This window comes from Peribacillus sp. TH14, assembly GCF_016651145.1.
GTDB classification, from domain to species: domain Bacteria; phylum Bacillota; class Bacilli; order Bacillales; family DSM-1321; genus Peribacillus; species Peribacillus butanolivorans.
In genome coordinates, this window is the sequence record NZ_JAEKEK010000001.1 from 5,647,860 (window position 1) to 5,670,969 (window position 23,110).

General features: G+C 34.9%; 23 protein-coding genes and 1 pseudogene. 6 read left to right on the plus strand and 18 right to left on the minus strand.

From position 1 onward, the window contains the following. Positions 1–174 precede the first annotated feature (174 nt). Positions 175–1,523 (plus strand): IS3 family transposase gene (locus JFU50_RS27075; RefSeq protein WP_201182105.1). Its coding sequence is split into 2 segments (ribosomal slippage): positions 175–619 and positions 619–1,523, totalling 1,350 coding nucleotides; the frame shifts between segments, so codons are not numbered across the junction. Positions 1,524–1,602: 79 nt separating this feature from the next. Here JFU50_RS27075 and JFU50_RS27080 read toward each other — a convergent pair. From JFU50_RS27080 to JFU50_RS27105, 6 genes and pseudogenes are all read right to left on the minus strand, one after another. Next, entirely contained in the window at positions 1,603–1,977 is a 375-nt protein-coding gene (locus JFU50_RS27080; protein ID WP_201181067.1) for an enoyl-CoA hydratase, read from the minus strand. A 33-nt stretch (positions 1,978–2,010) separates the two neighbouring features. Further along, positions 2,011–2,786, minus strand: a pseudogene (locus JFU50_RS27085) (AraC family transcriptional regulator). A gap of 25 nt (positions 2,787–2,811) precedes the next feature. Further along, complete coding sequence (locus JFU50_RS27090) at positions 2,812–3,387, minus strand: LysE family translocator (protein WP_201224891.1); 576 nt, start codon at positions 3,385–3,387, stop codon at positions 2,812–2,814. 314 nt (positions 3,388–3,701) lie between these two features. Next, positions 3,702–4,241, minus strand: coding sequence for a GNAT family N-acetyltransferase (locus JFU50_RS27095; protein WP_201181069.1), 540 nt, complete (start codon positions 4,239–4,241; stop codon positions 3,702–3,704). A 230-nt stretch (positions 4,242–4,471) separates the two neighbouring features. Beyond that, positions 4,472–5,725, minus strand: a complete 1,254-nt coding sequence (locus JFU50_RS27100; RefSeq protein WP_201181070.1) for a dicarboxylate/amino acid:cation symporter — start codon at positions 5,723–5,725, stop codon at positions 4,472–4,474. Between the two features lie 590 nt (positions 5,726–6,315). Beyond that, positions 6,316–6,978 carry a class I SAM-dependent methyltransferase gene (locus JFU50_RS27105; protein ID WP_201224892.1) on the minus strand — a complete coding sequence of 221 codons (663 nt, stop codon included), beginning with the start codon at positions 6,976–6,978 and terminating at the stop codon, positions 6,316–6,318. A 43-nt stretch (positions 6,979–7,021) separates the two neighbouring features. Here JFU50_RS27105 and JFU50_RS27110 point away from each other — a divergent pair, with 43 nt between their 5' ends. Then, the gene (locus JFU50_RS27110) at positions 7,022–7,573 is read left to right on the plus strand and encodes a TetR/AcrR family transcriptional regulator C-terminal domain-containing protein (protein ID WP_342366368.1); all 552 of its coding nucleotides are present in this window, start codon (positions 7,022–7,024) and stop codon (positions 7,571–7,573) included. A 420-nt stretch (positions 7,574–7,993) separates the two neighbouring features. Here the strand turns inward: JFU50_RS27110 and JFU50_RS27115 are convergent, their stop codons facing one another. The 4 genes from JFU50_RS27115 to JFU50_RS27135 all read right to left on the minus strand — a co-directional run bounded on the left by JFU50_RS27115 (position 7,994) and on the right by JFU50_RS27135 (position 13,162). Then, positions 7,994–8,638 carry an MBL fold metallo-hydrolase gene (locus tag JFU50_RS27115; protein ID WP_201224894.1) on the minus strand — a complete coding sequence of 215 codons (645 nt, stop codon included), beginning with the start codon at positions 8,636–8,638 and terminating at the stop codon, positions 7,994–7,996. Positions 8,639–9,074: 436 nt separating this feature from the next. Continuing rightward, positions 9,075–9,458 carry a glyoxalase/bleomycin resistance/extradiol dioxygenase family protein gene (locus JFU50_RS27120; protein ID WP_056528942.1) on the minus strand — a complete coding sequence of 128 codons (384 nt, stop codon included), beginning with the start codon at positions 9,456–9,458 and terminating at the stop codon, positions 9,075–9,077. A gap of 697 nt (positions 9,459–10,155) precedes the next feature. After that, positions 10,156–11,526 (minus strand): 5'-nucleotidase C-terminal domain-containing protein, encoded by a 1,371-nt coding sequence (locus tag JFU50_RS27125; RefSeq protein WP_201224895.1) that lies wholly within the window; start codon positions 11,524–11,526, stop codon positions 10,156–10,158. Between the two features lie 655 nt (positions 11,527–12,181). After that, positions 12,182–13,162 (minus strand): NADPH:quinone reductase, encoded by a 981-nt coding sequence (locus JFU50_RS27135; protein ID WP_201181082.1) that lies wholly within the window; start codon positions 13,160–13,162, stop codon positions 12,182–12,184. A gap of 348 nt (positions 13,163–13,510) precedes the next feature. Here JFU50_RS27135 and JFU50_RS27140 point away from each other — a divergent pair, with 348 nt between their 5' ends. Continuing rightward, entirely contained in the window at positions 13,511–14,083 is a 573-nt protein-coding gene (locus JFU50_RS27140) for a TetR/AcrR family transcriptional regulator (RefSeq protein ID WP_201224897.1), read from the plus strand. A 393-nt stretch (positions 14,084–14,476) separates the two neighbouring features. Here JFU50_RS27140 and JFU50_RS27145 read toward each other — a convergent pair whose 3' ends face one another. Together JFU50_RS27145 and JFU50_RS27150 are read right to left on the minus strand one after the other, a co-directional pair. Continuing rightward, positions 14,477–14,923 (minus strand): carboxymuconolactone decarboxylase family protein, encoded by a 447-nt coding sequence (locus JFU50_RS27145; RefSeq protein ID WP_201224898.1) that lies wholly within the window; start codon positions 14,921–14,923, stop codon positions 14,477–14,479. 60 nt (positions 14,924–14,983) lie between these two features. Next, the gene (locus tag JFU50_RS27150) at positions 14,984–15,448 is read right to left on the minus strand and encodes a GNAT family N-acetyltransferase (protein WP_201224899.1); all 465 of its coding nucleotides are present in this window, start codon (positions 15,446–15,448) and stop codon (positions 14,984–14,986) included. Between the two features lie 110 nt (positions 15,449–15,558). Here JFU50_RS27150 and pdxR point away from each other — a divergent pair, with 110 nt between their 5' ends. The 3 genes from pdxR (at position 15,559) to JFU50_RS30485 (ending at position 17,709) form a co-directional block, all read left to right on the plus strand. Continuing rightward, positions 15,559–16,959: a MocR-like pyridoxine biosynthesis transcription factor PdxR gene (pdxR, locus tag JFU50_RS27155; protein ID WP_201224900.1), complete on the plus strand. Its 1,401-nt coding sequence runs from the start codon at positions 15,559–15,561 to the stop codon at positions 16,957–16,959. A gap of 267 nt (positions 16,960–17,226) precedes the next feature. Beyond that, a complete protein-coding gene (locus tag JFU50_RS27160) occupies positions 17,227–17,532 on the plus strand; it encodes a hypothetical protein (RefSeq protein WP_201224901.1) in 306 nt (101 codons plus the stop codon). Between the two features lie 27 nt (positions 17,533–17,559). After that, positions 17,560–17,709: a hypothetical protein gene (locus tag JFU50_RS30485; RefSeq protein WP_207198839.1), complete on the plus strand. Its 150-nt coding sequence runs from the start codon at positions 17,560–17,562 to the stop codon at positions 17,707–17,709. A gap of 373 nt (positions 17,710–18,082) precedes the next feature. On the opposite strand, the gene JFU50_RS27165 is transcribed toward JFU50_RS30485, so the two are convergent. The 6 genes from JFU50_RS27165 to JFU50_RS27190 all read right to left on the minus strand — a co-directional run bounded on the left by JFU50_RS27165 (position 18,083) and on the right by JFU50_RS27190 (position 23,057). Beyond that, a complete protein-coding gene (locus JFU50_RS27165; RefSeq protein WP_201224902.1) occupies positions 18,083–19,360 on the minus strand; it encodes an MFS transporter in 1,278 nt (425 codons plus the stop codon). A 3-nt stretch (positions 19,361–19,363) separates the two neighbouring features. Continuing rightward, positions 19,364–19,972, minus strand: coding sequence for a PadR family transcriptional regulator (locus JFU50_RS27170; RefSeq protein ID WP_201224903.1), 609 nt, complete (start codon positions 19,970–19,972; stop codon positions 19,364–19,366). Between the two features lie 303 nt (positions 19,973–20,275). Beyond that, positions 20,276–20,623, minus strand: a complete 348-nt coding sequence (locus JFU50_RS27175) for a VOC family protein (protein WP_201224904.1) — start codon at positions 20,621–20,623, stop codon at positions 20,276–20,278. Positions 20,624–20,887: 264 nt separating this feature from the next. Beyond that, positions 20,888–21,025 carry a DUF4272 domain-containing protein gene (locus JFU50_RS27180; protein WP_201224905.1) on the minus strand — a complete coding sequence of 46 codons (138 nt, stop codon included), beginning with the start codon at positions 21,023–21,025 and terminating at the stop codon, positions 20,888–20,890. A gap of 284 nt (positions 21,026–21,309) precedes the next feature. After that, positions 21,310–21,513: an alpha/beta-type small acid-soluble spore protein gene (locus tag JFU50_RS27185; protein WP_034304517.1), complete on the minus strand. Its 204-nt coding sequence runs from the start codon at positions 21,511–21,513 to the stop codon at positions 21,310–21,312. A 701-nt stretch (positions 21,514–22,214) separates the two neighbouring features. Next, a complete protein-coding gene (locus JFU50_RS27190; RefSeq protein ID WP_201224906.1) occupies positions 22,215–23,057 on the minus strand; it encodes an alpha/beta fold hydrolase in 843 nt (280 codons plus the stop codon). Between the last annotated feature and the right edge of the window lie 53 nt (positions 23,058–23,110).

Genomic DNA, 23,110 nt, shown 5'->3' on the forward strand with positions numbered 1-23,110 from the left:
CTTCAGCTAACGCACCCGTTAGTTTAAGTGAAACTGTTCTCAATCATTCGTTACATTAATGGAATGTTACTTTATGACTTAAAGACTAGATAAAATTTTAATAAAAAGAACTTGGAAACTTTGAACTGCACCCCAATTGTTAGACAACATCTAACAATTGGAGGTGCAGTTTTTTTGACTAAATATACGATAGACGAAAAATTACATGCAGTTTTAGAGTACTTGGAAGGGAAAAAATCCTATAAATCCATCGCACAAGAAAGAAATGTAGGTTTATCCCCTCTGAAGAGATGGGTCGCTCGCTATCTAGAACATGGGATGGAAGGAATTGCTTCATCCTATACAAATTACACTCTGCCCTTTAAACTAGAGGTACTTAATTATATGAACGAATATGGGGCATCGATCAGCGAGACCGCTGTACACTATAATCTTCCTTCCGATTCTACACTTTTGAAATGGTCAAATCAGTTGAAGGAAGGAGGTATAGACGCCCTTAAACCAAAGAAAAAGGGGCGTCTATCCATGAAAAAAGAAACCAAAAAAACATCACCAGCTAAAGGCTCTCAAGAAGCACTTCTTGCCGAATTAGAATACTTACGTGCAGAGAATGCCTATCTAAAAAAGTTGAATGCCTTAGTTCAAGAAAAGGAAGCCCTACAAAGAAAGACAAAGCGAAAGTAGTCCATGAACTAAGGAAACAATTTGATTTAAATCTGCTTCTATCCATTTCTAACATGGCACGGAGTACATACTATTATTGGGTAAACGCCTTCGGGCGTGAGGATAAATACACAGAAATGAAATCCCTTATCGAAGAGATTTTCCATACGCATAAAGGGCGCTATGGGTATCGGCGTATCACCCTAGAATTACGTAACAGAGGTGCTCGCATCAATCATAAAACAGTTCTCCGATTGATGAATGAACTAGGATTGAAGTCTTTAGTTCGCATGAAGAAATACCGTTCGTACAAAGGGAAAATCGGCAAGATTGCACCCAACATTCTAGCACGTGATTTCAAGGCAACAAACTCAAATGAAAAATGGGTGACAGACGTCACAGAATTCCATCTAGCTGGGGAGAAGCTATACTTATCGGCCATTCTTGATCTGTTTAATGGAGAAATCATCGCCTATAATGTCGAATCTCGGCCTGTTTATCCCCTCGTTTCCAAAATGCTGGAGAAAGCCTTTGACCGCTTGGAATCGAAAGATTCACCCATTCTTCATTCAGATCAGGGCTGGCATTACCAGATGAAACAATATTCGCATGATTTGAAAAGACATAACATTACACAAAGCATGTCCCGTAAAGGAAATTGTCTCGATAATGCGGTCATAGAAAACTTCTTTGGCCTATTAAAATCAGAGTTACTTTATCTTCAAGAATTTGAAAGCATGGAGCATTTCAAACAAGAATTAGAAGAATATATCCATTACTACAATCATCAACGAATCAAGGTAAAATTAAAAGGCATGAGCCCGGTAGAATTCCGGGTTCATGCCCTCAAGGCTGCCTAATTAAATAAAGTGTCTAACTTTTTGGGTTCACTTCACTTTCCAAGTTCTTTTTCGTTTGTTGTAGAACTTCAAGAAGAAATTATAGTATCACTCCTGAAAAATCCCCTCTCAGCACTTCCTTCTGATTTTGATTTTTGCACAAAAAGCAGGCAGTAATATGTGTTCTATTAACCTGTTTTTCAAATTGCTCAATTGTTACTTCACAAATTATTGTATCATCAGTAAATACTGGTCTTAAAAACTCAAAATTCATTGTACGAGATAGTACGTTGTTATCGCCTCCTATTTTGGTTGGTAAGGTAGCGGTTAGTAATCCCTGTATTACAAGTCTTCCCTGTTCATCAGGAGTAACATGGTGAGAGCCTTCATCACCTGAGATTTTAGTAAACAATTCAACATCTTCTGCTGTGAAAGTCCGTTTAAATGTAATAATGTCGCCTATTTTTAAAGACAATTTTATTCCCCCTTTATTTTAAATCTATTTATCTCAATTTAAATGTGACATATATTCAAATGCTGTTGTTCCATATACGCTTTTAAAGTGTTTATTTAAATGGGTTAAATCAACAAAACCACATTCAGCTACTGCTGAATAAATATCTCGTTTTTTTCTATTAACTGCTTTGCACGTTCTATCTTGCAGTTAAGAAAGTATTGGTATGGTGAAATTCCAGTATGGGCCTTGAATGATCTGATAAATTTAAATTTTGACAAATTAAGCTCTTTACATATCTCGTCAAGTTTAAGTACATTTTCTAAGTTGGTATGAAACATATCCTTTGCTTTTCTAATTAGAACGTTATCTTTCTTATAGTCTGTAGAAAGATTAGTTTGACTAAGGCTATCTGTGAGGGATAAAAGTAATTCACTGCACAAAGCCTCATCCTTTCCACTCAATATTGCATTAGAAAGATTTAATATTCTTTGTTCAAGTCTATTATCATACACAATAGGGTTTGAAAAACGTACTTTATCCTTTTTCTCAATAACCTCTAAAAGCAATTGCGGCTCAATATATAGCATCACATAATCAAGGCCTGTCTCATCATGTGCCCTTCCGTCATGTGCCTGTTCTGGATTAAAAAGCATAACACCATTTTGATATGATAATTGTAAACTGCCATCCAAGTTATAATGTTGAATACCACGCAATGTTACACCTATTGCATACTCCTTGTGAGAATGCTTTTTATACGTAAAATCAGTCATACTTGCTGACAACGCAGTAATACCTGCTGATTTTTTATAGATAAATTTGTCCATTAAATTCACCTCTTAATTAGCCTACCTACATCCATATCATTATTGCAGCATAAACTAAAAACAATGCCATCATTACATTAACAGTTTTTTTATGCTTCTGTAAAAACTCCTTGAAGATTGCACCGAAAAATACCCATGTTATAAATGCTAAAAATCCAATAACAGTTATAGCAATAACGCTTATTGTAACCGCAGGCTTTGAGACATAGTAGGGCATAACATAGGTAGGAATTACAGTCATTGTAAATACTACCACCTTTGGATTTAAAAACTGCGTAAGGAAGCCTGACATAAACGTACCAGATTGGTTTACAGTTGGTTTTGTTGTATCCGTTTTGTAAACTTGATAAGCGAGATACAATATATAAAAGCTTCCGATTATCTGCATAACAATTAAAATTTTTGGTATTATCGTTACAAGTATAGTATTCAACATAGCAGAAATAACAAGTAATAAACCAAAAGCAATAGTTGCTCCATACGTATATTCCATTGCCTTTTTTGTCCAAGAATTATGCACTGTGGATAATATGACGATATTAGTAGGTCCTGGAGTAAAAGTAACAATAAAACAATACATGATAAAAGATGTAATATTCATGAGGAAAACTCCTTTCAAGATATCCTCATATAACTGTACATCTTAAATTCAAATGGTATATAGTATATTATTGCAGGAGTATATAAAGCTTCTATAAAGTTAACTCTACAAATTTAGGTAGGTTCTTCTTCAACTAACCTGCCCCTTTAGTCGCATAACAAAAAGGTTGCTTCAGCAACCTCCCTTATTGAAGTAAAGCACCTGTTAGTTGAACAAATCAGCTTTATTGTTTATATGTTTCGCCCATCCCAAAGCCAAGTACAAGGAGATGCCTAGCCTTGTTTTTAAACTATGTAATATAACATTTAAATCTTTTATTTGATAATTCCATGATAAACAAGATCTTCATATTGGTTTTCCTTCATGACATGATCTCTTAATACACCTTCTTTTTTCATGCCTATTTTCTGTATTACTCTGCCAGAGGCCGAATTTGAGTTAAAATGACGAGCATATACTTTATGATATTGCTTTTCAATAAAGGCAAATTCGAGTATAGCTTCGCCAGCCTCTGTGGCATAACCATTTCCCCAAAATTCTTCTCCAATCCAATAAGCAATTTCACCATTATTAAAATTTTGATTGTTAGATAATGCTATTGCTCCATATAATTTTCCTGTAACCTTATCTGTAATAGCAAATTCATATGACTTATTATTATTAAAATTATCAAGATGATTTTCTATCCAGGATAAAGCATCCTCTATGGAATATGGATATGGTAGATATAAAGTATTCTTATAAATGTTATAATTATTACAAAGTTTAGTAACCTCTGATGCATCTGATGTTTGAAACAGTCTTAACAATAACCTTTTAGTAGTAATTGTTTTACTTTGGCTATCATAAATCAAAATTAATCCCCCCGAATAGGCTTATTTAGACTACACCTCAACAATAATAAATTGATAAATCAACTATTCGCCTTATTAATTTAATAACAATTATTTCAAAAATTAATGTTATTTACAATATTCTTTAAAGTTAAGAAGGATGAGGATTCATATTGGAAAAGGGTGAGGTCCGAAGACCATCACCTCAACATTTGACGGAGAACAACAAAAACATGAATGCTCCTTTTATCTTATGCTTGTCGAATGCTTGACTGTTCGGTTTGAGCTTTAATCCATTCTTCCTGACGGAACTCTTTTTCCCACTTCGAAACCACAATACAAGCGAGAACATGTCCAGGAGTATTACAAGCAGTACGTGCCATATCCAACACACGGTCAATACCTGCTATAATTGCGACGCCTTCTGCAGGAAGCCCTACTGCTGAGGCGGTGGCTAAAAGGACAACCAGCGAACCGGATGGAACAGCAGCAATTCCTTTTGAGGTTGCAACAAGGACCCCCATTACAATCAGCTGTTGGCCAAAATCCATCGGGATGCCATATGCTTGTGCTAAGAAAATAGAGCAAACAGAAAGGTACAATGTCGAACCATCACAATTCAGTGATAGCCCAGAAGGAATAACGAATGAAACAACACGTTTCGAACAGCCGTATGATTCCATTCGATCCATTAACTGAGGCAGAATGGTTTCCGTACTTGTTGTAGAAAAAGCTATAAGGAACAAATCCCATACCATTCGAAACACTTTAAAGTAAGAAATCTTCAAGAACCAAGCAATTACTGGAAACAGACCGAAAATAACAATAGCAAGCCCAAGATATACAACCCCAATTAACTTTGCCATAGGGATTAAAAGGGCGATACCATACTGACCTACAGAGGCTGCCATGAGAGAGAGTACACCTATCGGTGCGGTTACCATGACCATTTGTGTCAGTTTAAACATAATATTTGCAACTGATTCCATAAACTTCATTGCCGGCTCTGACGCTTTGCCAATTGCTCCTGCAGCTGCCCCAAATAAAATAGCAAAGAATATAACAGCTAATAAATCACTTTTTGCCATTGCATCAACAATGTTGCTTGGAATGATGTTAACAAGCATCGTTTTAAAATCGACAACTTTGGAAACGCTTTCATTTAGTTGTGAGATATCTTTCTGTGCAAGATAAGACAAATTAAGCCCTGCACCAGGCTTTAAAATGTTAACAAGTAAAAGACCAATACCTAGAATTAGGGTGGTAATAAATTCAAACCAAATAATTGTTTTAAGTCCTAATGAACCCATTTTTTTCATGTTTCCGTCGCCTGATGATCCAATGACAATAGTAGTGAAAACAATAGGCACAACAATCATTTTAATGAGATGAATAAAAGCGTCACCAATTGGTCTTAAGGATTGGCCAAGACCAGGAAAAAAATGTCCGATAAGTGCTCCAATAAACAATGCAATTAACACTTGAAAAGCAAAAAACTTTTTCATAGGTCAGCCCTCCCTGAACGCAAGATTAATAGCATCATCACAGATTATATCAATAAATAGATAATTCCTTTCACTTTTGACTATTTAATGAGAAAGAAGAAATAGCTTTTAAAAATTGTTTCTCCATATTTCATAGATAACCTCCAATGTAAATAAATTTGTAAATATAGAAAATACTGTATCATCTTTTTGTAATTCAGTAAAATAATGAATTTCTATAAAGTTATAAGAATTAATTATTAATCCCGTGTACGAATAATAAATGCACTTCCAACATAGGTTTAGCTTTGAAACAAAGTTTAATCAAATTAATACAAGAAATCTTGATAAATGAACAAATAGAAAGAGCATGTTTTGAAAAAAGAATACTCAAAACATGCCCTTATAATATTTAATTGGATTAATATTTTATAAAAAAGATTGATCATTATTGTGTTCCTTAATGAACTAACCCACCCGTTAGTTCTATAAGAAAAGCGATTCTTATTAACGAATCGCGCCCGATTACGGAAGATCGTTCAACAATATTAAAAGATGACTCTCCTTTGACTTAATCTATTTCTCACTTTTGATCGGAAGAGGAAACCACTTTATTTATAAAGATAAACATATAAACTGATACCTTCTTTTTTAATTTTGTAGTTTTTAAAAGGTGTTCCTCTTAAAAATGTCTCAAAATCTTCTTTTGTGTAAGCGCCTTTTTTCAAGAAAGTTTTAAAAGCAAATTTCACAAAATACTTGTCAAACCCCTTCATTCCTGATATTCTCACTTCAATGTCTATATCTTCAGATGTTGCCTCGTAATTCATGTCGATTATTAGAGATGTTCCGCCTTGTTTTAGCACTCTATGCATTTCACATAGTGCCTTTACAGGATCTTTGAAATTCTTAAATGCAGCACTGCATACAATATAATCGAAAAAGTTATCTTCACAAGGGAGGTTTGAAGCATTACCTTCTTTAAAATTAACAGAAACATTTGCTTCTTTTGCATTATTTTTTTCAATTTCTACAAAATCAGGGCTTATCTCGACTCCTGTTACATTAAAACCTTCCTTAGCAAGTTCAATAGACAAATAACCCGGACCGGGTGCGACTTCCAATATATTTGCATTTTTGCTAACATGAGATGCAACTTCAAGCGCATATCTTTGCATTTCAGCCATTCTGCTTTTGCGAGAATTTTTATCATACCATTTTGCTGTTAAGCCATAAATACCAACATCTTTATTTTTTCTCATATTTTTCATCATAAATAAACTTCTCCTTCAAAGTATTATAACAAAAGATGCAATTATAAAAGCATCACTTGATATACTAAATCGTGATGGAATAAGTAATTTATCAATGCGTGCTTTAGCAAAGGAATTAAATATCAAGGCAGCATCCTTATATTGGCACATTAAAGGTAAACAGGATTTATATGATTTGATAGCAGAACACATTAACCAAGAAATAGCATTACCTGAAACTTTAGATGATGCAAAAGAAGCATTAACAACCCTTGCTTTAGAAATTCGTAGAGTTTTATTAAAAACCAGAGATGCGGTAGACATATTTGCATTATCTTTTCCGAGCACGCCAAGCAGAATTAAAGCTATAAAATTTATTTTAGCTACATTAACAAAGTACGGAGTTTCTGATAAAAACTGCATAAGTGCTGCAAATATTATAAATAATTATGTTTTATCATTTGTTGCCGATGAAATTCGCGCAAAACATATTTCTCCAGAAGAAGCTAAACAGTTTGGATTAATTTTTGGGGAACAATATGAAATGAGTCTGGATTTTGAGCAACAATTTTTATATGGTTTACAAGTTATATTGACTGGGCTACTTGTTGAATAAAATAAAATGGCAAATCAAAATTTCCATGAATTTTGATTTGCCATTTTAAAATATCTATCATATAAAATCAGTCTATTTCTTCTCTATTCTATCAACCTGTTCAACAGAGAGATAGCCCTTTCATTCTGTTTAATTATTGTTTGATTTTGATTTCTCATTTTTGTGAAGTCAGATAAAAGCATTAACAACATTGCTAATATAAGGAAATCCATAATTCACCTCTACACTCTAATTTTCTCTAAATTATGCCAGTTCTTATGCAATTAACCTGCCCTGTTAGCTCCATAAGAAAAAGAGCTGCTGATGTGAAATAAAAAAATCCTGCATAAACAGGATATCTTATCAATTCATTCTTCAGAAAGTCGCAACATTTTTATTAACATCGTGACTTTATTTTAAATCCACAGCTCAGCCTTGTATTCATTCATACAGCATAGTTACGACACCAGCATATTCTGACAAATTTTCTTTGAAAATATCCAAAGTCTTAACTTCGGTTGTTCGCTGTCCGGAAATCTGAAGAAACTTATCTACCTTTGAAAACATCAAGCCAACAACCGACAAAGCCTTTGTTCTATAGTGCATAGGAATTGTAATAGTAGATTTCAATTGATGCATTACTTGAGTAGCTTCTAGTGCATTAATCGTGAATGTACCTCCTACGGGAATGATGAGAATATCTACTTTTCCAATTTCCTTTACTTGTTCTTCTGATAATAGATGCCCTAAATCTCCACAATGACAGATAGTTAGACCGTCCATTTGGAAACGATATAAAATATTGGGGCCTCTCTTCTCGCCATTTACCTTGTCGTGAAATGTCTTAAATCCACTAATTCTTACATCATCTCGGATGTATTCCTTCGGCTCATTAACAAGCAAGTAATCACCTGTTGCAGCTTGAATTTTACTGTGATCGAAATGATTATGTGTAACGGCAACTATATCTGGTTCAACAATCGGCATACGGTAGCGGATAAAGCGATAATATGGATCAATGAGAATCCTAGTTCCTCCTTCGGATGTCAGTAAAAAAGTAGAATGTCCATACCATTTTATTTTCATACTAAAATTCTCCTTACTATGCATTTAATTTAAAATTATTAAAATTAAGCAATTTTTAAGGAACCACTAAGACCGACCGGATTTAGAATCCCAGTATGTAAAGAAGATATCAGCACCTTCTTTTTCTAATTTGCGGCATTTAGAACCAATTCCTTAGCTATGGCTTGCACCTGTAACTATGGCAACCTGTCCTTTTAGCTTAGTAATAGCAAAACACCACCTTACAGAAATTTTTTCCATTCGTTATAATCCATTATTAATGTAATAGTCCTTCTTCTACTAATCTACCCCTTTAGTTCCATTAGAAAAAGTATCGCCGCAACGAATCCCTATTAATGAAATAACAAACACGTTAGTTTAAGTGATATATTTTACAAAATTCCTCTAATCCATTAAAAAGACGATGCCTTGTTAAGGCATCGAACAGTTATAAAATTTATTCAATACTCTCATAGATTTCAATCAGTGAACCATCGGGATCTCTAAAATGAGCTACTTTAATTCCCCAGCCTTCTTGTGCAGAAGGCTTTGTTATGAATTCAACCTTTTCTTTTAATTCCTTATATTTCTCTTCAACATTATCAACCTTGAAAATTAAAGCAATTTTATCAGTATTATGAGTATAAGAGACGCTCTCAGCACCTATTGCTTCAAGCATTTGTTTCCTCTCAAACAGACCTAAGGTACAACCTCTAAATTTAAATTCAGCATATAAAGAATCTTCATTTCCCCAAGTAACCTCAAACCCTAAAACATTTCTATAAAACGAAAAACATTCTCTATAATTATTTACTAATAATCGTGTGTGTGTCAGCTCCAAACTAATTCACTCCAATTCTTTTCTTTACTATGTAGACATATACCTAATTCCCTTTAGTTCCATACAAAAAAGAGCTGCTGATCAGCTCCTTGCATTGAAGTAAAGCACCTGTAAGTTGAAAAAGACTAATTGTAGAGTTGACATAAACTGCGCAACAAGAAATTAAAAGAGCTAGGTATATAATAGCTAACAAACTCGTTTTATCATTAACAATTACAAATCATAAGTACATTACCATCTTTGTCTTGAAAGTTAAAATAAGCAAATTCACCAATACGCTCTATTCTTTAACAATGAATATGTTATTACCTTTAATGAATTTATATGCTTCGTCTATATCTTTTACATAGAAATTAAACAATACATTATTGGATGGTTCGAATCTTAAATCCGGGTACAAATGTATGGTCATCTAAAGTTAATCCAGTTTCGCTTGTTACAGGAATATTGTAGACAAGCGATTCTACAGGGTCATTATTCTGAGGGATTCCAAGGAGATTACAATACCATTCAACTGATTTTTTTTAAATCTGTAACATGGATAAAGACATTGTTAACTTTGCGATAAATAGGAGAACTTGTTGATTTCATACTTTTCCACCTTTCTTTGAATCTTACCTAAAGAAATTCAACAAATCTCAAAAAATTCCTTTAAAGTTATTTCAGAGTTCGAATAAACCATGAATCAAAAAAGTAACTATTCGTGGGGATGCTTCTGTTGGATATAGTGTATAAGTGCAGTGACAACTTGTGGACCGGATTCTACGAGTCTACCTTGTTGCAATGCAGTGAAGTTATCACCGCCTGAAGCTAAATAATTACTAACCGCTACTTCATATTCGTTGTTTGGCTGAATCTCTTGACCCTTCCTGTCTTTCATCGCAACAATGCGGCTGCCAATTGGAGCATTGGAGTCCCAACTATACGTTAAACCAACCGTCTGTAACCTATTTTCATAATCTTTCGTCCACTGCTGTTCTAAAGCAAGTTTTATTTGGTCTCCTGTTAAGATTAACTTACTGACACTATGACCAAAAGGCAAGTCTGTATAAAGGTCTTCTACAGTGATATCCCCTTTTTTAAAATTTTTCCGCATTTCGCCTTGATGGACAAAAGCTATATCTACCCCCATCGCTTCCCGCTCAGATTCTGCAATCATTTTCGCTAATGGGGATTCACCGTTTGCATCTTGATTTCGTGTGATTTCTTCAGGCATTTCTCCTACTATCTGATTAAAATAGCTCCCCAATCTTTTACTATATTTATTAAGAAGAGCAACCGTTTCTTTATCTGGTTTTATATGATCATGTGAAGTGACAATAATCTTTGCTTGTTTTTTAACAATATTTTTAGTACGTGGGTCAATTTCAAGATTTACTTGAGAAAAAGCTTTCCCATTAGAATAAGCTTGAACGATCAGTTTACCCGCTACAACGGTATTGGCATATTCATGGCTGTGACCGGCAAAAATGACATCGACCTCATCATCGATTTTTGGAGCCATCTCCACTAAAGCTCCACTGGGATTTGCTCCTGTCTGATCTGATTTAGCTGAATCATGTGCCAGTACAACAATAACTTTGATCCCTTTTTCCTTTAAAAGCTTAACGGTTCGGTTAATAGCTGAAACTTCATCAGTAATTTCTACTTCTTTTCGATTTTCAGGGGTCACATACAGGTTGGTCTCTTTTGTGACCACACCGATAAATCCAATATTAATTCCGTCAATTTGTTTAATAACATACGGTGGCAACAAGGGAGTACCCGACTTTCTATCGATGATATTTGCAGAACTGTATGAAGTATTGGCACCTTGAAAATAACCTGTTTCTTTATTAAATCCTCCATAAATAAGGCGTTTCATTTCATTTACGCCTTGGTCTAATTCATGATTTCCAGGTGTCCCAACATCAAAGTGCATGAGGTTTATAAATTCAATCGTGGGTTCGTCTTGAAATTGAGAAGAGATTGGAGGACTTCCTCCTACCATATCACCAGCATGAACAAGTAGTGTATTTGGGTTTTCTTGTATATATTTTTTTAAATAGGCTGACCAGGTATTCAGCACCCCCTGCCATGGTTCCTGAAACCCTTTGATACTTGTTTAGTTGGCCGTGAAAATCATTAACGCCTAACAATTGTACTTGAATGGAGCGGTTCGATGTGGAATGATTCATTGTGGAATGATTGGGTGAGAATGCTGTGATTTCATAAATTACGAAAATGATAAATACCAAGATGAGCAAAGAAGATATGACCTGAAATTTTGACAACTTCCGATCCCTCCCTCTAGATGTAAATTTAGAATAACTCTGGGATTTTAAATCCGTATTAAAGAATCGTAATTTTTTGTTATATTTAATATAATAATTGTTAAATTAACCCAGTACATGCATATCTTTTTAAAATACTCATATGACTTAACATTTAGAAATATATTAAGATTTTGACTAGCCATATTGGAAATGAAATACAATTCCATTTAGAAAAACTCCAATATTTCTTCCATTAACCCGATAGTAAAAAAAACGTTGCTGCTAATTCAGAAACGCACCCGTTAGCCATCCATAAAGCGCAAAAACCGGCAGTTCTTCCTTTTTACTTTCTGTACCCCTTAAAGCGTTTTGTATGGAGATACATTTTATAAATCAATTTATAATTCCTTCTTTACAACGTAAAAGCACTCATTGTAATTGTATGAGTGCTTTTACGTTGTAGAATATTCATTCAATTATTAAAACAAGTTTACCATTACCTATACCTTTTGCTAGCTGTTCAAAGCCCTGCGCCGCTTGTTGGAGCGGCAAAGTTGTACCAATAATCGGACGAAGCGCACCGCTTATTAGCATGCCTCTTACACCGTGAATACTTTGCTCATATTCATCTTGTGGTGCGTTCCAAAGAGCTGTTGCTAAAATATCACATTCCTTTTGCATTGCAAGACGTGGATTTATTTCAACTGAACCGCGATTTCCAATAATTACAATTTTACCAAATGATGCAATCAGCTTTAAATCTGTTTCTAAATTAATATTTGCTAAAAACTCAATAATTACATCTGGCCCATCGCCATTTGTTAAGGCCAGCACATCTTCAATCGTTGCTTCTGTCACATGATCAATGACAACATCTGCACCAGCTTGCTGAACCATTTTTTTACCTTCTGGCTTACTAGCTGTTCCGATCACTTTAGCACCATGAGATTTCGCCATTTGCACAGCCTGTAATCCAACCCCACCACTGGCTCCATGAATAAGCACGGTTTGACCAGGCTTCAGACAGGCACGTTGAAATAATGCACGATATGCAGTCATTGCCGGTACCCCTAATGCCGCACCTTGTTCAAAAGATACATGGTCTGGTAATAAATGAACCAAAGCTTCATCACATACTATTTTTTGTGCAAAAGTACCCGTACTATTACTTCGCATTAAGGACGCAATAAATACACGATCACCAACACGAACATTTGTGACTTCTTCTCCAGCCGCCTCCACAATTCCCGCACCATCTAAGCCTGGGGTATAAGGTAATTGAGGTATATAAAACGCATATGTACCTGTTAATGTATAGGCATCACTCGGATTGACACCGGCTGCATATAAACGAACACATACCTCTCCCTTACCTGCTACTACTTCCTCTACGTCTGTATATACTAATTTTTCAGGTCCGCCAAACTGTGTAACTTGAATTGCTTTCATATTATCAACCTCCTGCATTTATTTTATATCGTTAAGTTAGAATTTACAGTTTAATTCAGGATTAAATTCTTGTTCTCACAAATTCTTTACAGTCTATACTCCATCCTTTACACGTTGTTTATCAATAGCCTTTTTGATGAAAAGTTCACTAAGTGATGTCATTTTTGTGAGGTTTTATCTCATCTGTAATCTCAAAAGAATCCATATCAGAGTCATAATAGATAGGTTCCCCTTATTTATTCAACGGTTCTTTGTTTACTTGGCCTATGGCATCCCTCTACTTATATGTCGAGTGAAAATAACAGGTATCCCTTGTTGACGGCATGTATGAACAAGAGTCTTGGCCTTTTGAACAAAAAGGAAATAACGAAGGTAGACCCACGTGTTTTACGAACAAGAAGACTTTTAATAGCTTCTTTTATTACCGTGGCACAAGTGAAGGTGTTTAAAGATATTACGATAAAAGAAATTACAGATGAAGCAACCGTTAATCGCGCAACGTTTTATGCTCATTTCATTGATAAATACGATTTGCTCGATGCTGTTATATCAGAAAAAACAGTAAAAATTATCCAGGATAAGTTAAATTCTCATGATACTTTAAACGAAGCTACAATTATAAAAATATTTCTTGCGGTGACTAACTTTCAGCCTGAATTAAGTACACAATGCAGAAAGAGTTATGAGTCTATTAGTGCGATAATAGAACAAAAAATTAAAAAGGAATTAGAAACGGTATTTTATGCCCTGCTCTTGAAACGCAATCTTCCAAAGGAGAAGGAAGCATTAAGAATTGGGGCAGTTATGCTGAGTTGGGGTATTTATGGAGCTTCTAATTTTACAGTTATGACCAATTCCCTTCTACTTATAAACCTCAATCCGAATTTAAAGATAGCACAGATCAAGCTGGCGATATTATGATAGAATTATATCGTAAAAATTACAAAACAGAAGATGGGAATACTTTGATATTGGAGATTTCGAAATCCCCTTAAAATAATAAAAAAGACACCATATTTAATATGATGCCTCAGGCTGTCGACAAAGTCGACAGCTGTTTTTTGTATAAAGTTTAGCAACAATATATTGTGTCCTTCTGTAGATTTGTAAAAAAGTTTGATTAAATTAACTCTATAAACCTTATAAAAGAGCAAATATTAAAAGCCTGTTTTGAAAAAAGATTGATCAAAACACGCTTTTAATATATTCAATTGAATCATTCTTTTATAAAAAAGTTTGATCATTTCTGTGATCCTTATTCCATTAAAGCGCCGATTGCTGAAAATTCATTCTTAATATAGGGATAAAAATTTCTTATTTTGCTCCAGTTGCGAAATTCCCCATTGAAATGGAAAGTCGATTCCAACTATTAATTTGATTGATCAAAATAACAAGATCTACATAGTCTTTTTCATTAAAATGTATACACACTCGATTATAAAGATCATCAGGTACACGCTTAGTTGGAACTAACGTCACATGTTCAGTTAATTCTAATGCCACTTTTTCAGCATCTGTGTAGAAATCGCATTCTCTCCATGCGCTGACGCAGTATAAACGCTGTTCCGTTTCACCCATTTTTCGAGCGTCAGAGGTATGCATATTAAGACAAAAAGCACAGCCATTAATTTGAGAAGCACGGATTTTAATTAGTTCACGTAGTTTACGGTCTATTCCAGTAGATTTAGTATACTTCTCCATTTCCATCATAATGTTAAGTGCTTCAGGTGCTACTTCAAGATAATTAATGCGTTGTTCCATTTCCATTCCTCCTAAAATAAATTGAACTTTTATATTACCCCATAATAGGAACGTATATTATTAAAGGACTTTATTGTCAGTTGACGCCAAGCTTAAAGTATAGTGTTCAAAAGTAGTATCACGAACAAATCCGTTCTTTTCATATAATTTTTTGGCTTTTACATTAGTAGAGGCTGTTTCTAAGGTTAAATACTTGGCATCAGTTTGGTGGCATAATTCAATGGATAATTGTAATAACTGCTGGGCCACACCAGAGTGCCTTTCAGTTTCCATTACAAATAAATCATTTAAAATCCATGCCTTCTTCATTGAAATTGATGAATAGGTTGGATAGAGCTGTGCAAATCCTACATATTGCTCCTCTTTTTTTGCCACAAAAATGATCGAGTCTCCAATTAAAAGACGTTCCTCAATAAATTTATGTGCCTCTGTTAAATTCTCTGACTGATCATAAAATTGACGGTATAAATCAAAAAGTTGTGCTACTCCTTCAACGTCAAACTTATTTGCTTTATAAAATTCCATGTTACATTCTCCTTTTCAACGAATTATATATAATACTATTATTCACTTTCATTGTCATTTCGAAAAGGTACAGTTTATAATATTTAAAAATGACAGATGAGGTGCGTAGAATGAAAGAACTTGTATTTAATGTTGATCGAAACAGCACTCTACCTATGTATCAACAAGTTTATCGCTATATTAAAGCCCAAATTGTCTCAGGTAAAATTGTAGAGAATTCGAAACTACCATCTGTTAGGCAGCTTGCAGAGATGTTACAAGTGAGCCGTAATACGTCACAGCTGGCTTATGAACAATTACAAGCAGAGGGTTACATTCGCAGTGAATATAAAAAAGGTTATTATGTACAAGCTTCTATTTCGGAACTATTACCTATTTCCGAGATAATACGTCATACCAAAGCATCATCTAAGAGTATTGTAAATCCTACAATTGATTTTCAAGCTGGAGCTGTAGATGGAAACAACTTTCCTCTAGCGAAATGGCGCTCTCTTTCGAATAAAGTCCTAAAAGATAATCTGATTTATCAATATGGAGCGAATCAAGGGGATTTATTATTACGAGAATCTTTAGCAAAGTATTTATTTCAATCAAGAGGGGTGAGAGCAACCAGTGAACAAATTGTTATTGGTAGTAGCACACAGCAACTTTTGATGATTTTATCAATCCTTTTAAAAGAAGAACATAATCAAATCGCTGTAGAAGATCCCGGATATAATGGTGCCAGAGAACTTTTTTTATTACAATCATATTCAGTTGTGCCCATACCTGTTAAAGAGGACGGCATTGACATCACACACTTAGATAAGTGTAATGCTCGGTTAGTTTACGTAACACCATCACATCAGTTTCCACTAGGGATAACTATGCCTATCAACGAAAGATATAATTTAATTGAATGGGCTGAAAAAGTAAATGGGTATATTATCGAAGATGATTATGATAGTGAATTTCGCTATAAACAGCAGCCTATACCTTCATTACAAAGTTTAACAAACAGTGAGCATATCATATACTTGAGTACTTTTTCTAAGGCATTATTGCCTTCCATTCGGCTGAGCTATATGGTGCTACCAAAAGAATTACTAGTTAGATATCATCAAATTGCACCATTACTAGAGCAAACAGCTTCAACACTTCACCAACGTACAATCCATCATTTTATAGAAGAAGGATATTGGTATGCACATTTACGTAAAATGAAAACAATATATAAACGTAAAATGAAGGTGTTATGTGACACCATTCAAATGTACTTTAAAGATACTGTTACAATTATAGGTGGCTCCTCTGGTCTCTATATTGTCATTGAAGTTACAACAAAGCAAAGAGAAGAGTGGCTCGTCAAAGAAGCGCTCAAAAACGGCGTTAAAGTATATCCATGCTCCCCATTTCACGTAGAGAATTTTCCAGGTCACCCCACTATTCAGCTCGGTTTTGCCGGCTTAGAGGATTGTGAAATACGTAAAGGAATTGAAAAGTTAGCAGACGCTTGGTTAAATATAGTGTGAAGAACATATTAATGAGTATTTTATTGAATTATTCATCCTTAAAAACAGCATTTACCAGAAAATTAAAAGACCATCTCTTAAAAATTGATTTTCTAGGAGATGGTCTTTTACGAATATTTTTATCTATCTTTTTTGCAAATGATCAAAGTATTTTATTAATTTTCAATCTTGATTTTAAATCTAAAGATACCAGGAGATTTATATTAAGATAAATATGAGATTGGGCAGTCTAGTAAAATTTAAAAAGCAAGAGAGGAAAAAATATTTATGATTGTGAAAGTCGAATTTATGTACGAAGAGGATACTGAATATATAAGTTGTCTTGCAAAAGTAGGGAGAAATATACATCAGTTGCAGAGAGAATTTGATAAATGGTTATATGACAGAGAAAACAAGCATTCATACTGGGAAGTCGCAGGAGAAGATGAGGAAGGCGAAAAAATTTTTGGAGTCTGTTTTAATGGAGAGGCTTTCGTATATTGGCTTAACAATGTAAGGTTCAACAAACATAAAAAAGTTGCAAAGCTAATAGAAACACCAAATAAACTACCTAAGAAGAAAATTAGGTTTTAAATTAACAGGTGCATGACCAAAAATTAATTGATAGAGAAGAATGACTATGTTGTTAAACTAACAAGTGCTGATCGGCAGCTCCTTATTTTAATGGAACTAAAGGGGCAGGTTGTTTCACGAGTGCTGTTTGATCTTTGTTCTACAATTGGTCTTAGTATGTTGAACAATACAGACTAGTGTAAGAAAATCGAATCATCCAAATTATTTAACGATAAAGCAACCATTTCCTTTAACATAGCCAATATTAAAGGCTAGGTTTATGTCATTTTACCATATTACCTTATGGAACTATCCTTCCCCGTTAGCGCCATAAGAAAAAGGCTGCCTCAGCAACCTTCCTTATTGAAGTAAAGCACCCGTTAGTTCTATAAGAAAAGCGAACCTTATTCAAGAATAGCGCCCAATTGTGGAATGCAATCTGATAGAGTTCAAGAATCATACTAATTTCATCTTGCTTTACTTTTTATGACCAATAAATTACGGTTGTTAAAAACCTCCTCCCAACTTCAACGTTCATGTTCCAAAATAAATTGTATCGTCATGTAACTTTTTAAACTTGGAATTGTTTTTCCTGAATATCTTTTTGAACGTTTATTCTTCTCACGATAAAGATGAGGACAATTGCACCCAATAAGCAGGTTGCCCCTCCTGCTCCTATCAAGACGAATGAAACTCCAAGCCATTTGGCAAGAAGGGATCCCAAAGCAGGTGCAATAAGCATAGAAAAGGTTTGTAATGATGTGGCCGCAGCAGATACTCTGCCCATCATTTGCTTGGGTGTCTCCGATTGCAAGATAAATCCATAAGGGACCGACTCACCGGAGCCCATGAAACCAAGGAAAAATGCGCCAATCACCCAGGCTAATACAGGTAGATTTACAATCTCCATACTACCAAGTCCCATTACAATGATTAATGAACCGCTAAAAAGTAATGCACTTGACATAAAATGAATAGGTTTTCTTTTCCAATGAGTCCAGTTGCCCATTAAAAGTGAGCCTGCCACGCTTCCCAGACCCACAGCACTAATCAGTAACCCAAAATTCCCTTGCGTGAAGCCAAGGTTTTGGGCAATAAATACGAATAGTCCATCGTACAGGAAAATAATAAAAAACGCTACAGAGGATAGGATAACTGAGCTTTTTAATAATGGGGTATATGAAATGTGCTTAATGCCATCTAATAGTTCTTTCCAATAGTGACCATTATTCCTATTTTTCTTTTCAGATTTAATGTCAGAATTCATTTCTTTTTCATCCATGTTGGGAAGAGTTAATAAAATTAATATAGCGATGAAAAAACCTGCAGCTTCAAATAAGAATGGACTTTTTGCTCCAAATAAAGCTATGACGCCTCCTCCAAGTGCAGGACCAACAATTTTCATCGTATTAACGGAAAGCTGACTAAGTGTTACCGCCTCTGGAAGGTGGTTATCAGGGACCGTAAACCTAATCATACTTTGTCTTGCTGGGTCGTAAATTGCTGCGACTGTTCCCTTCAAAAACACAAATATTAAAAGGATATAAAGGTTAGGAGCAAAAAACAGCCCTCCTACAAACATGATCCTTAAAAATAAACAAATGATCATCATTTGCTTTTTTGGAAGTCGATCCACGAATACACTTGCAAAGGGACCTATGATGACCCAAGGTAGCCCTAATACAATGATCACTGCGGCAATGGCTGTTTCATCTAGCCCCCAATGGTAAGCAACAATAACCTGTAAAGCAATAAAATCGAGCCAATTACCCAGATCAGAAAATAGCTGCGCGCCAAATAATGAACGAAATGGACGGAATTTTAAAGGCTCAAATATTCCAGCTTTCATGAGTTATTTCTCCTTTTCTCCTTGGGTTGCCTCTCTTCGTCTTGCTAGCAGTTTTTCTGTATTCCCATTTGGATCCTGCCCTTTTGGAAGTTGATTATTTCCCAATGCATTTATCGATTCTTCAATCCATTTCAACTCAGCTTCCAGTCGTAATTCGGCATAGCGGATGGTTAGCATACCCACATTACTGATGTAAGAGCTTCCGTTTGTTGGCCAGGCTTTTACAAATTCAAGTAAATCTTCGGTTGTCTCTTTTCTTTTTAGTAGATGACTGATTAATACTGAGCTTTCCATATCTTCGTGCCAAGTGGACATCTTCATTAATAATTCGTCTCTAATAATTGGGTAGGCAGGAGGGAGTCGAAGCCAGTTTTCAAATTCCTCCCACCCTTTTGGGGTAAGTTCATAAAGTTTCTTTTTACGTCCCTCTTCCTCTTGTTCAATAGGATAAACAAGTCCTTCTTCTTCAAGCTTCTTTAATTTCGGATAAATACTCCCATAACTCATTCCCCAGTATAAGCCGGCAGCTTTATGCTCAAACTCTGCTTTAATATTGTATCCTGTACTGGGCCAAAAGCTTAATATAGCAAGAATAGAACTTTCAATTGACATGTAACAATCCCCTTCCACATATCACAATGATATATCAAATTGATATATCATTATGATATGTCTAATAACAGGTAAAAACAACCATAAAATAAAAAATTTCATAATTTTCAGAAAGTTACCTTTCAGTGATTCAATTTTTTAAGAGTTGTTGTTTACAATCCGGCCCAATTGTTGAAAAAAGATTAAACAGCACTCTGCAACTATCCTGCCCCGATAGTTGCATAAAAAAAAAGCTGCCTTAAAGGACAGCTCCGATCTTCAGCAAACGCACCTGTTAGCTTAATAGCAAATGATTACAACCCGCTATTTCTCCCAAAGCTCGACCAGTCGACCTTCAGGATCTTCAATCCAAATAAAATTTCCAAATTCACTAATCTCTTTTTTCTTTGCAAGAGGTACACCAATATGTTCAAGATGCTTAATAGTCTCGTTTAGATTATATACTTGGAAATTTAACATCACTTGTTGTTCTGTTGGAAAATAACTGTCATTCTCGGTAAAGAAAGAAAAGATAGTCTCATTTCCTAATTGGGGTTTTATCACAGTCCCATTCCAATTGTCTATTTCTATCTTCAACACTTCACTGTACCATTTTTTTATAACTTCAAGATTCTTAGTTCTCCAAAATATTCCTCCGAAACCTTTTATCATCGTATCTAACTCCTATCTCATCAAATTTTTAGCTATCCGATTACATTAGATATTCGAGATTTAAATTTAAGTTCCTTCTTCAACTATACTGCCCCGAAAGTTGCATAAAGAAAAAGCTGCCTTAAGGACAGCTCTGATCTTCAGTTAACGCACCCGTTAGTTTAAGTATATAACTTCACATTTAACAAAAATAATCAACTGCGTCAGTTCGAACCCTGATCTTTCGCCTCTGATAAAGGAGCATAAAAGTATGTATTTCAACTTTTATGTATCTGTACGTACTTCCCCCCATTTTTGTTCCATATAAGGGTTTACTAGCCAATTAAGAGTGTAGTGTCTTTCATATATAACACCTTCATCTAGAGATGATGGAATTTCCAAATTTGGGTTAAGTAATATCACTTTAACTTAATATATAAGAGAGGTCTGATATTGAATAACCTGTCTCTTCTAAGGCATTCTTCGTGTTGTTCATTATCCTCTATCCCACCATCAGGTATAAAGAACAGTGACTATTTCTCAATTATTTTTTAGATTGATTAGGAGCCTAATGCAAATAATAAACTTCAAAAAACAGTGTTTGAAGATGACTACATTAAGATTATTAAAGGTCATGTAGAATAATACCTTTTTAATATAAATAGGGATAGCCCAATCACTATCCCTAACATTACTTATGATTTCGATTAACGAGTTCTTCCACCTAATTGTTGTTCAGCCATTTGCACTAAACGTTTTGTAATTTCTCCACCAACAGATCCGTTTGCACGCGATGTTGTATCAGCGCCAAGTGTAACACCAAATTCACTAGCGATTTCGTATTTCATTTGTTCTAGAGCTTGCTCTGCACCATTAACTACTAATTGATTACTGTTGTTATTTCTAGCCATGTTGTCAGCTCCTATGAATGTAATGTGTTGCTATTCATAGGTTTTGATATTGTTAAGAATTATATACATAGAAAATTAAATTAAATTAAGGAAGTGATTAAAATTAAAAAACTCACCTGTAGCTCTAGAAGGGAAGAGCGGAAAACGTTGTAGCCACCGGGTTGTATGGGTGTGAGTCCCGGAAATTATGAAAGTGCTGGTAAAAAAAACAAGTAAAACCACACAAGGAAACAAAGCTTTGAAAACGATGGTTGTAGCGTGTGTACTAGCGACGTCAAGGCAAAATAATCGATAATCGAATTACTTCACATCGAAAAAGGATTACCAAATGGCAGGGAAAAATGAAAGGACGAATTGCTTCTGCTCATTTACTATTGACGATTGCTTACAACATCTTAAAAACAGGAGAACCCTCTCATATCTAGGCTCAAATTACCTTGAAGAAAAACAAATTAACGAAGATCGAATTCCTAAAAAAGAAAGGCTATACAATCGCTCCATCTGAACAACAAACTGCATAACCAGTTAATATAACGACATAGCACATTTACGTCCTTCAAAAAATTAAAATATGGTGGGCTTATTTTGTATGGCCTTTCACGAATATGTTTTCATACAAAAAAGGTTGCCTCAGCAACCTCTCATAGTGAAGTAAATCACCCAGTAGTTTAACAACATTAATAAAATAGTATTTTTTATAATTAAGATAACCGTAGAGTGTGTTTTGTAATGACATCAATCAATGCATCCCAATCGTTATAGTGAAGCTCATGCCCTGTACCATTCAATGTGAATAAGTCTGCATCTTTTATTAAGTTAGCAAGCATCTTCCCATGTTCGTATGGAATAATTGGATCTTCAGTACCATGGATGATCAAAGTAGGAACAGTAATTTCTTTCGTTCTCGTTAGGTATGACTCACCTCCTGATATTAGACCATGGTTATTCATGCTAGCTATGTTGTTAGACCTTCTTATTTCTTCGATTGCCAATCGGTGTATACGCTGTTCATCGAATGTATGTCTTGATCCAGAGATTATTCTCCATTTGCCCACGATAAATTCAATAATGGATTGGTCATTGGTCCAGTCTATTGCACCTGCTTGACCAAAAAATTTTGTCACTTTCTCCTCCATTGGAGGTAACTCTGGTGCAAAATTTGATGTCGCAATAAGGGTAACTGTCAAAACCCTTTCAGGGTGCCTTAATGCAATCATTTGAGTAAGCATGCCGCCCATTGACATCCCTACTATATGGGCTTGCTCAATACCATAACTATCTAAAACATGAATAGCATCGTCAGCCATATCTTCAAAGGAGTATTCTGGGTTTCCTGGTGGATAAGTAGTTGAACGGCCAACATCACGACTATCATACCGGATGACATATAGGCCCCGGTCTGCTAAGCGTTGACAGAAATCTTCTTCCCACCATACCATAGATGCAGTGGCTCCCATCATCAGTAAAATCGCTGGATCATTTACATTTCCAAAGCTTTCAGTAAAAATAGTAATTCCATTCACTTTGATAGTTTGTTCGCTCATTTAAGGTCCTCTCCTTTAAAAAGAGTTTTACCATGAAAAATATGAGGACATGC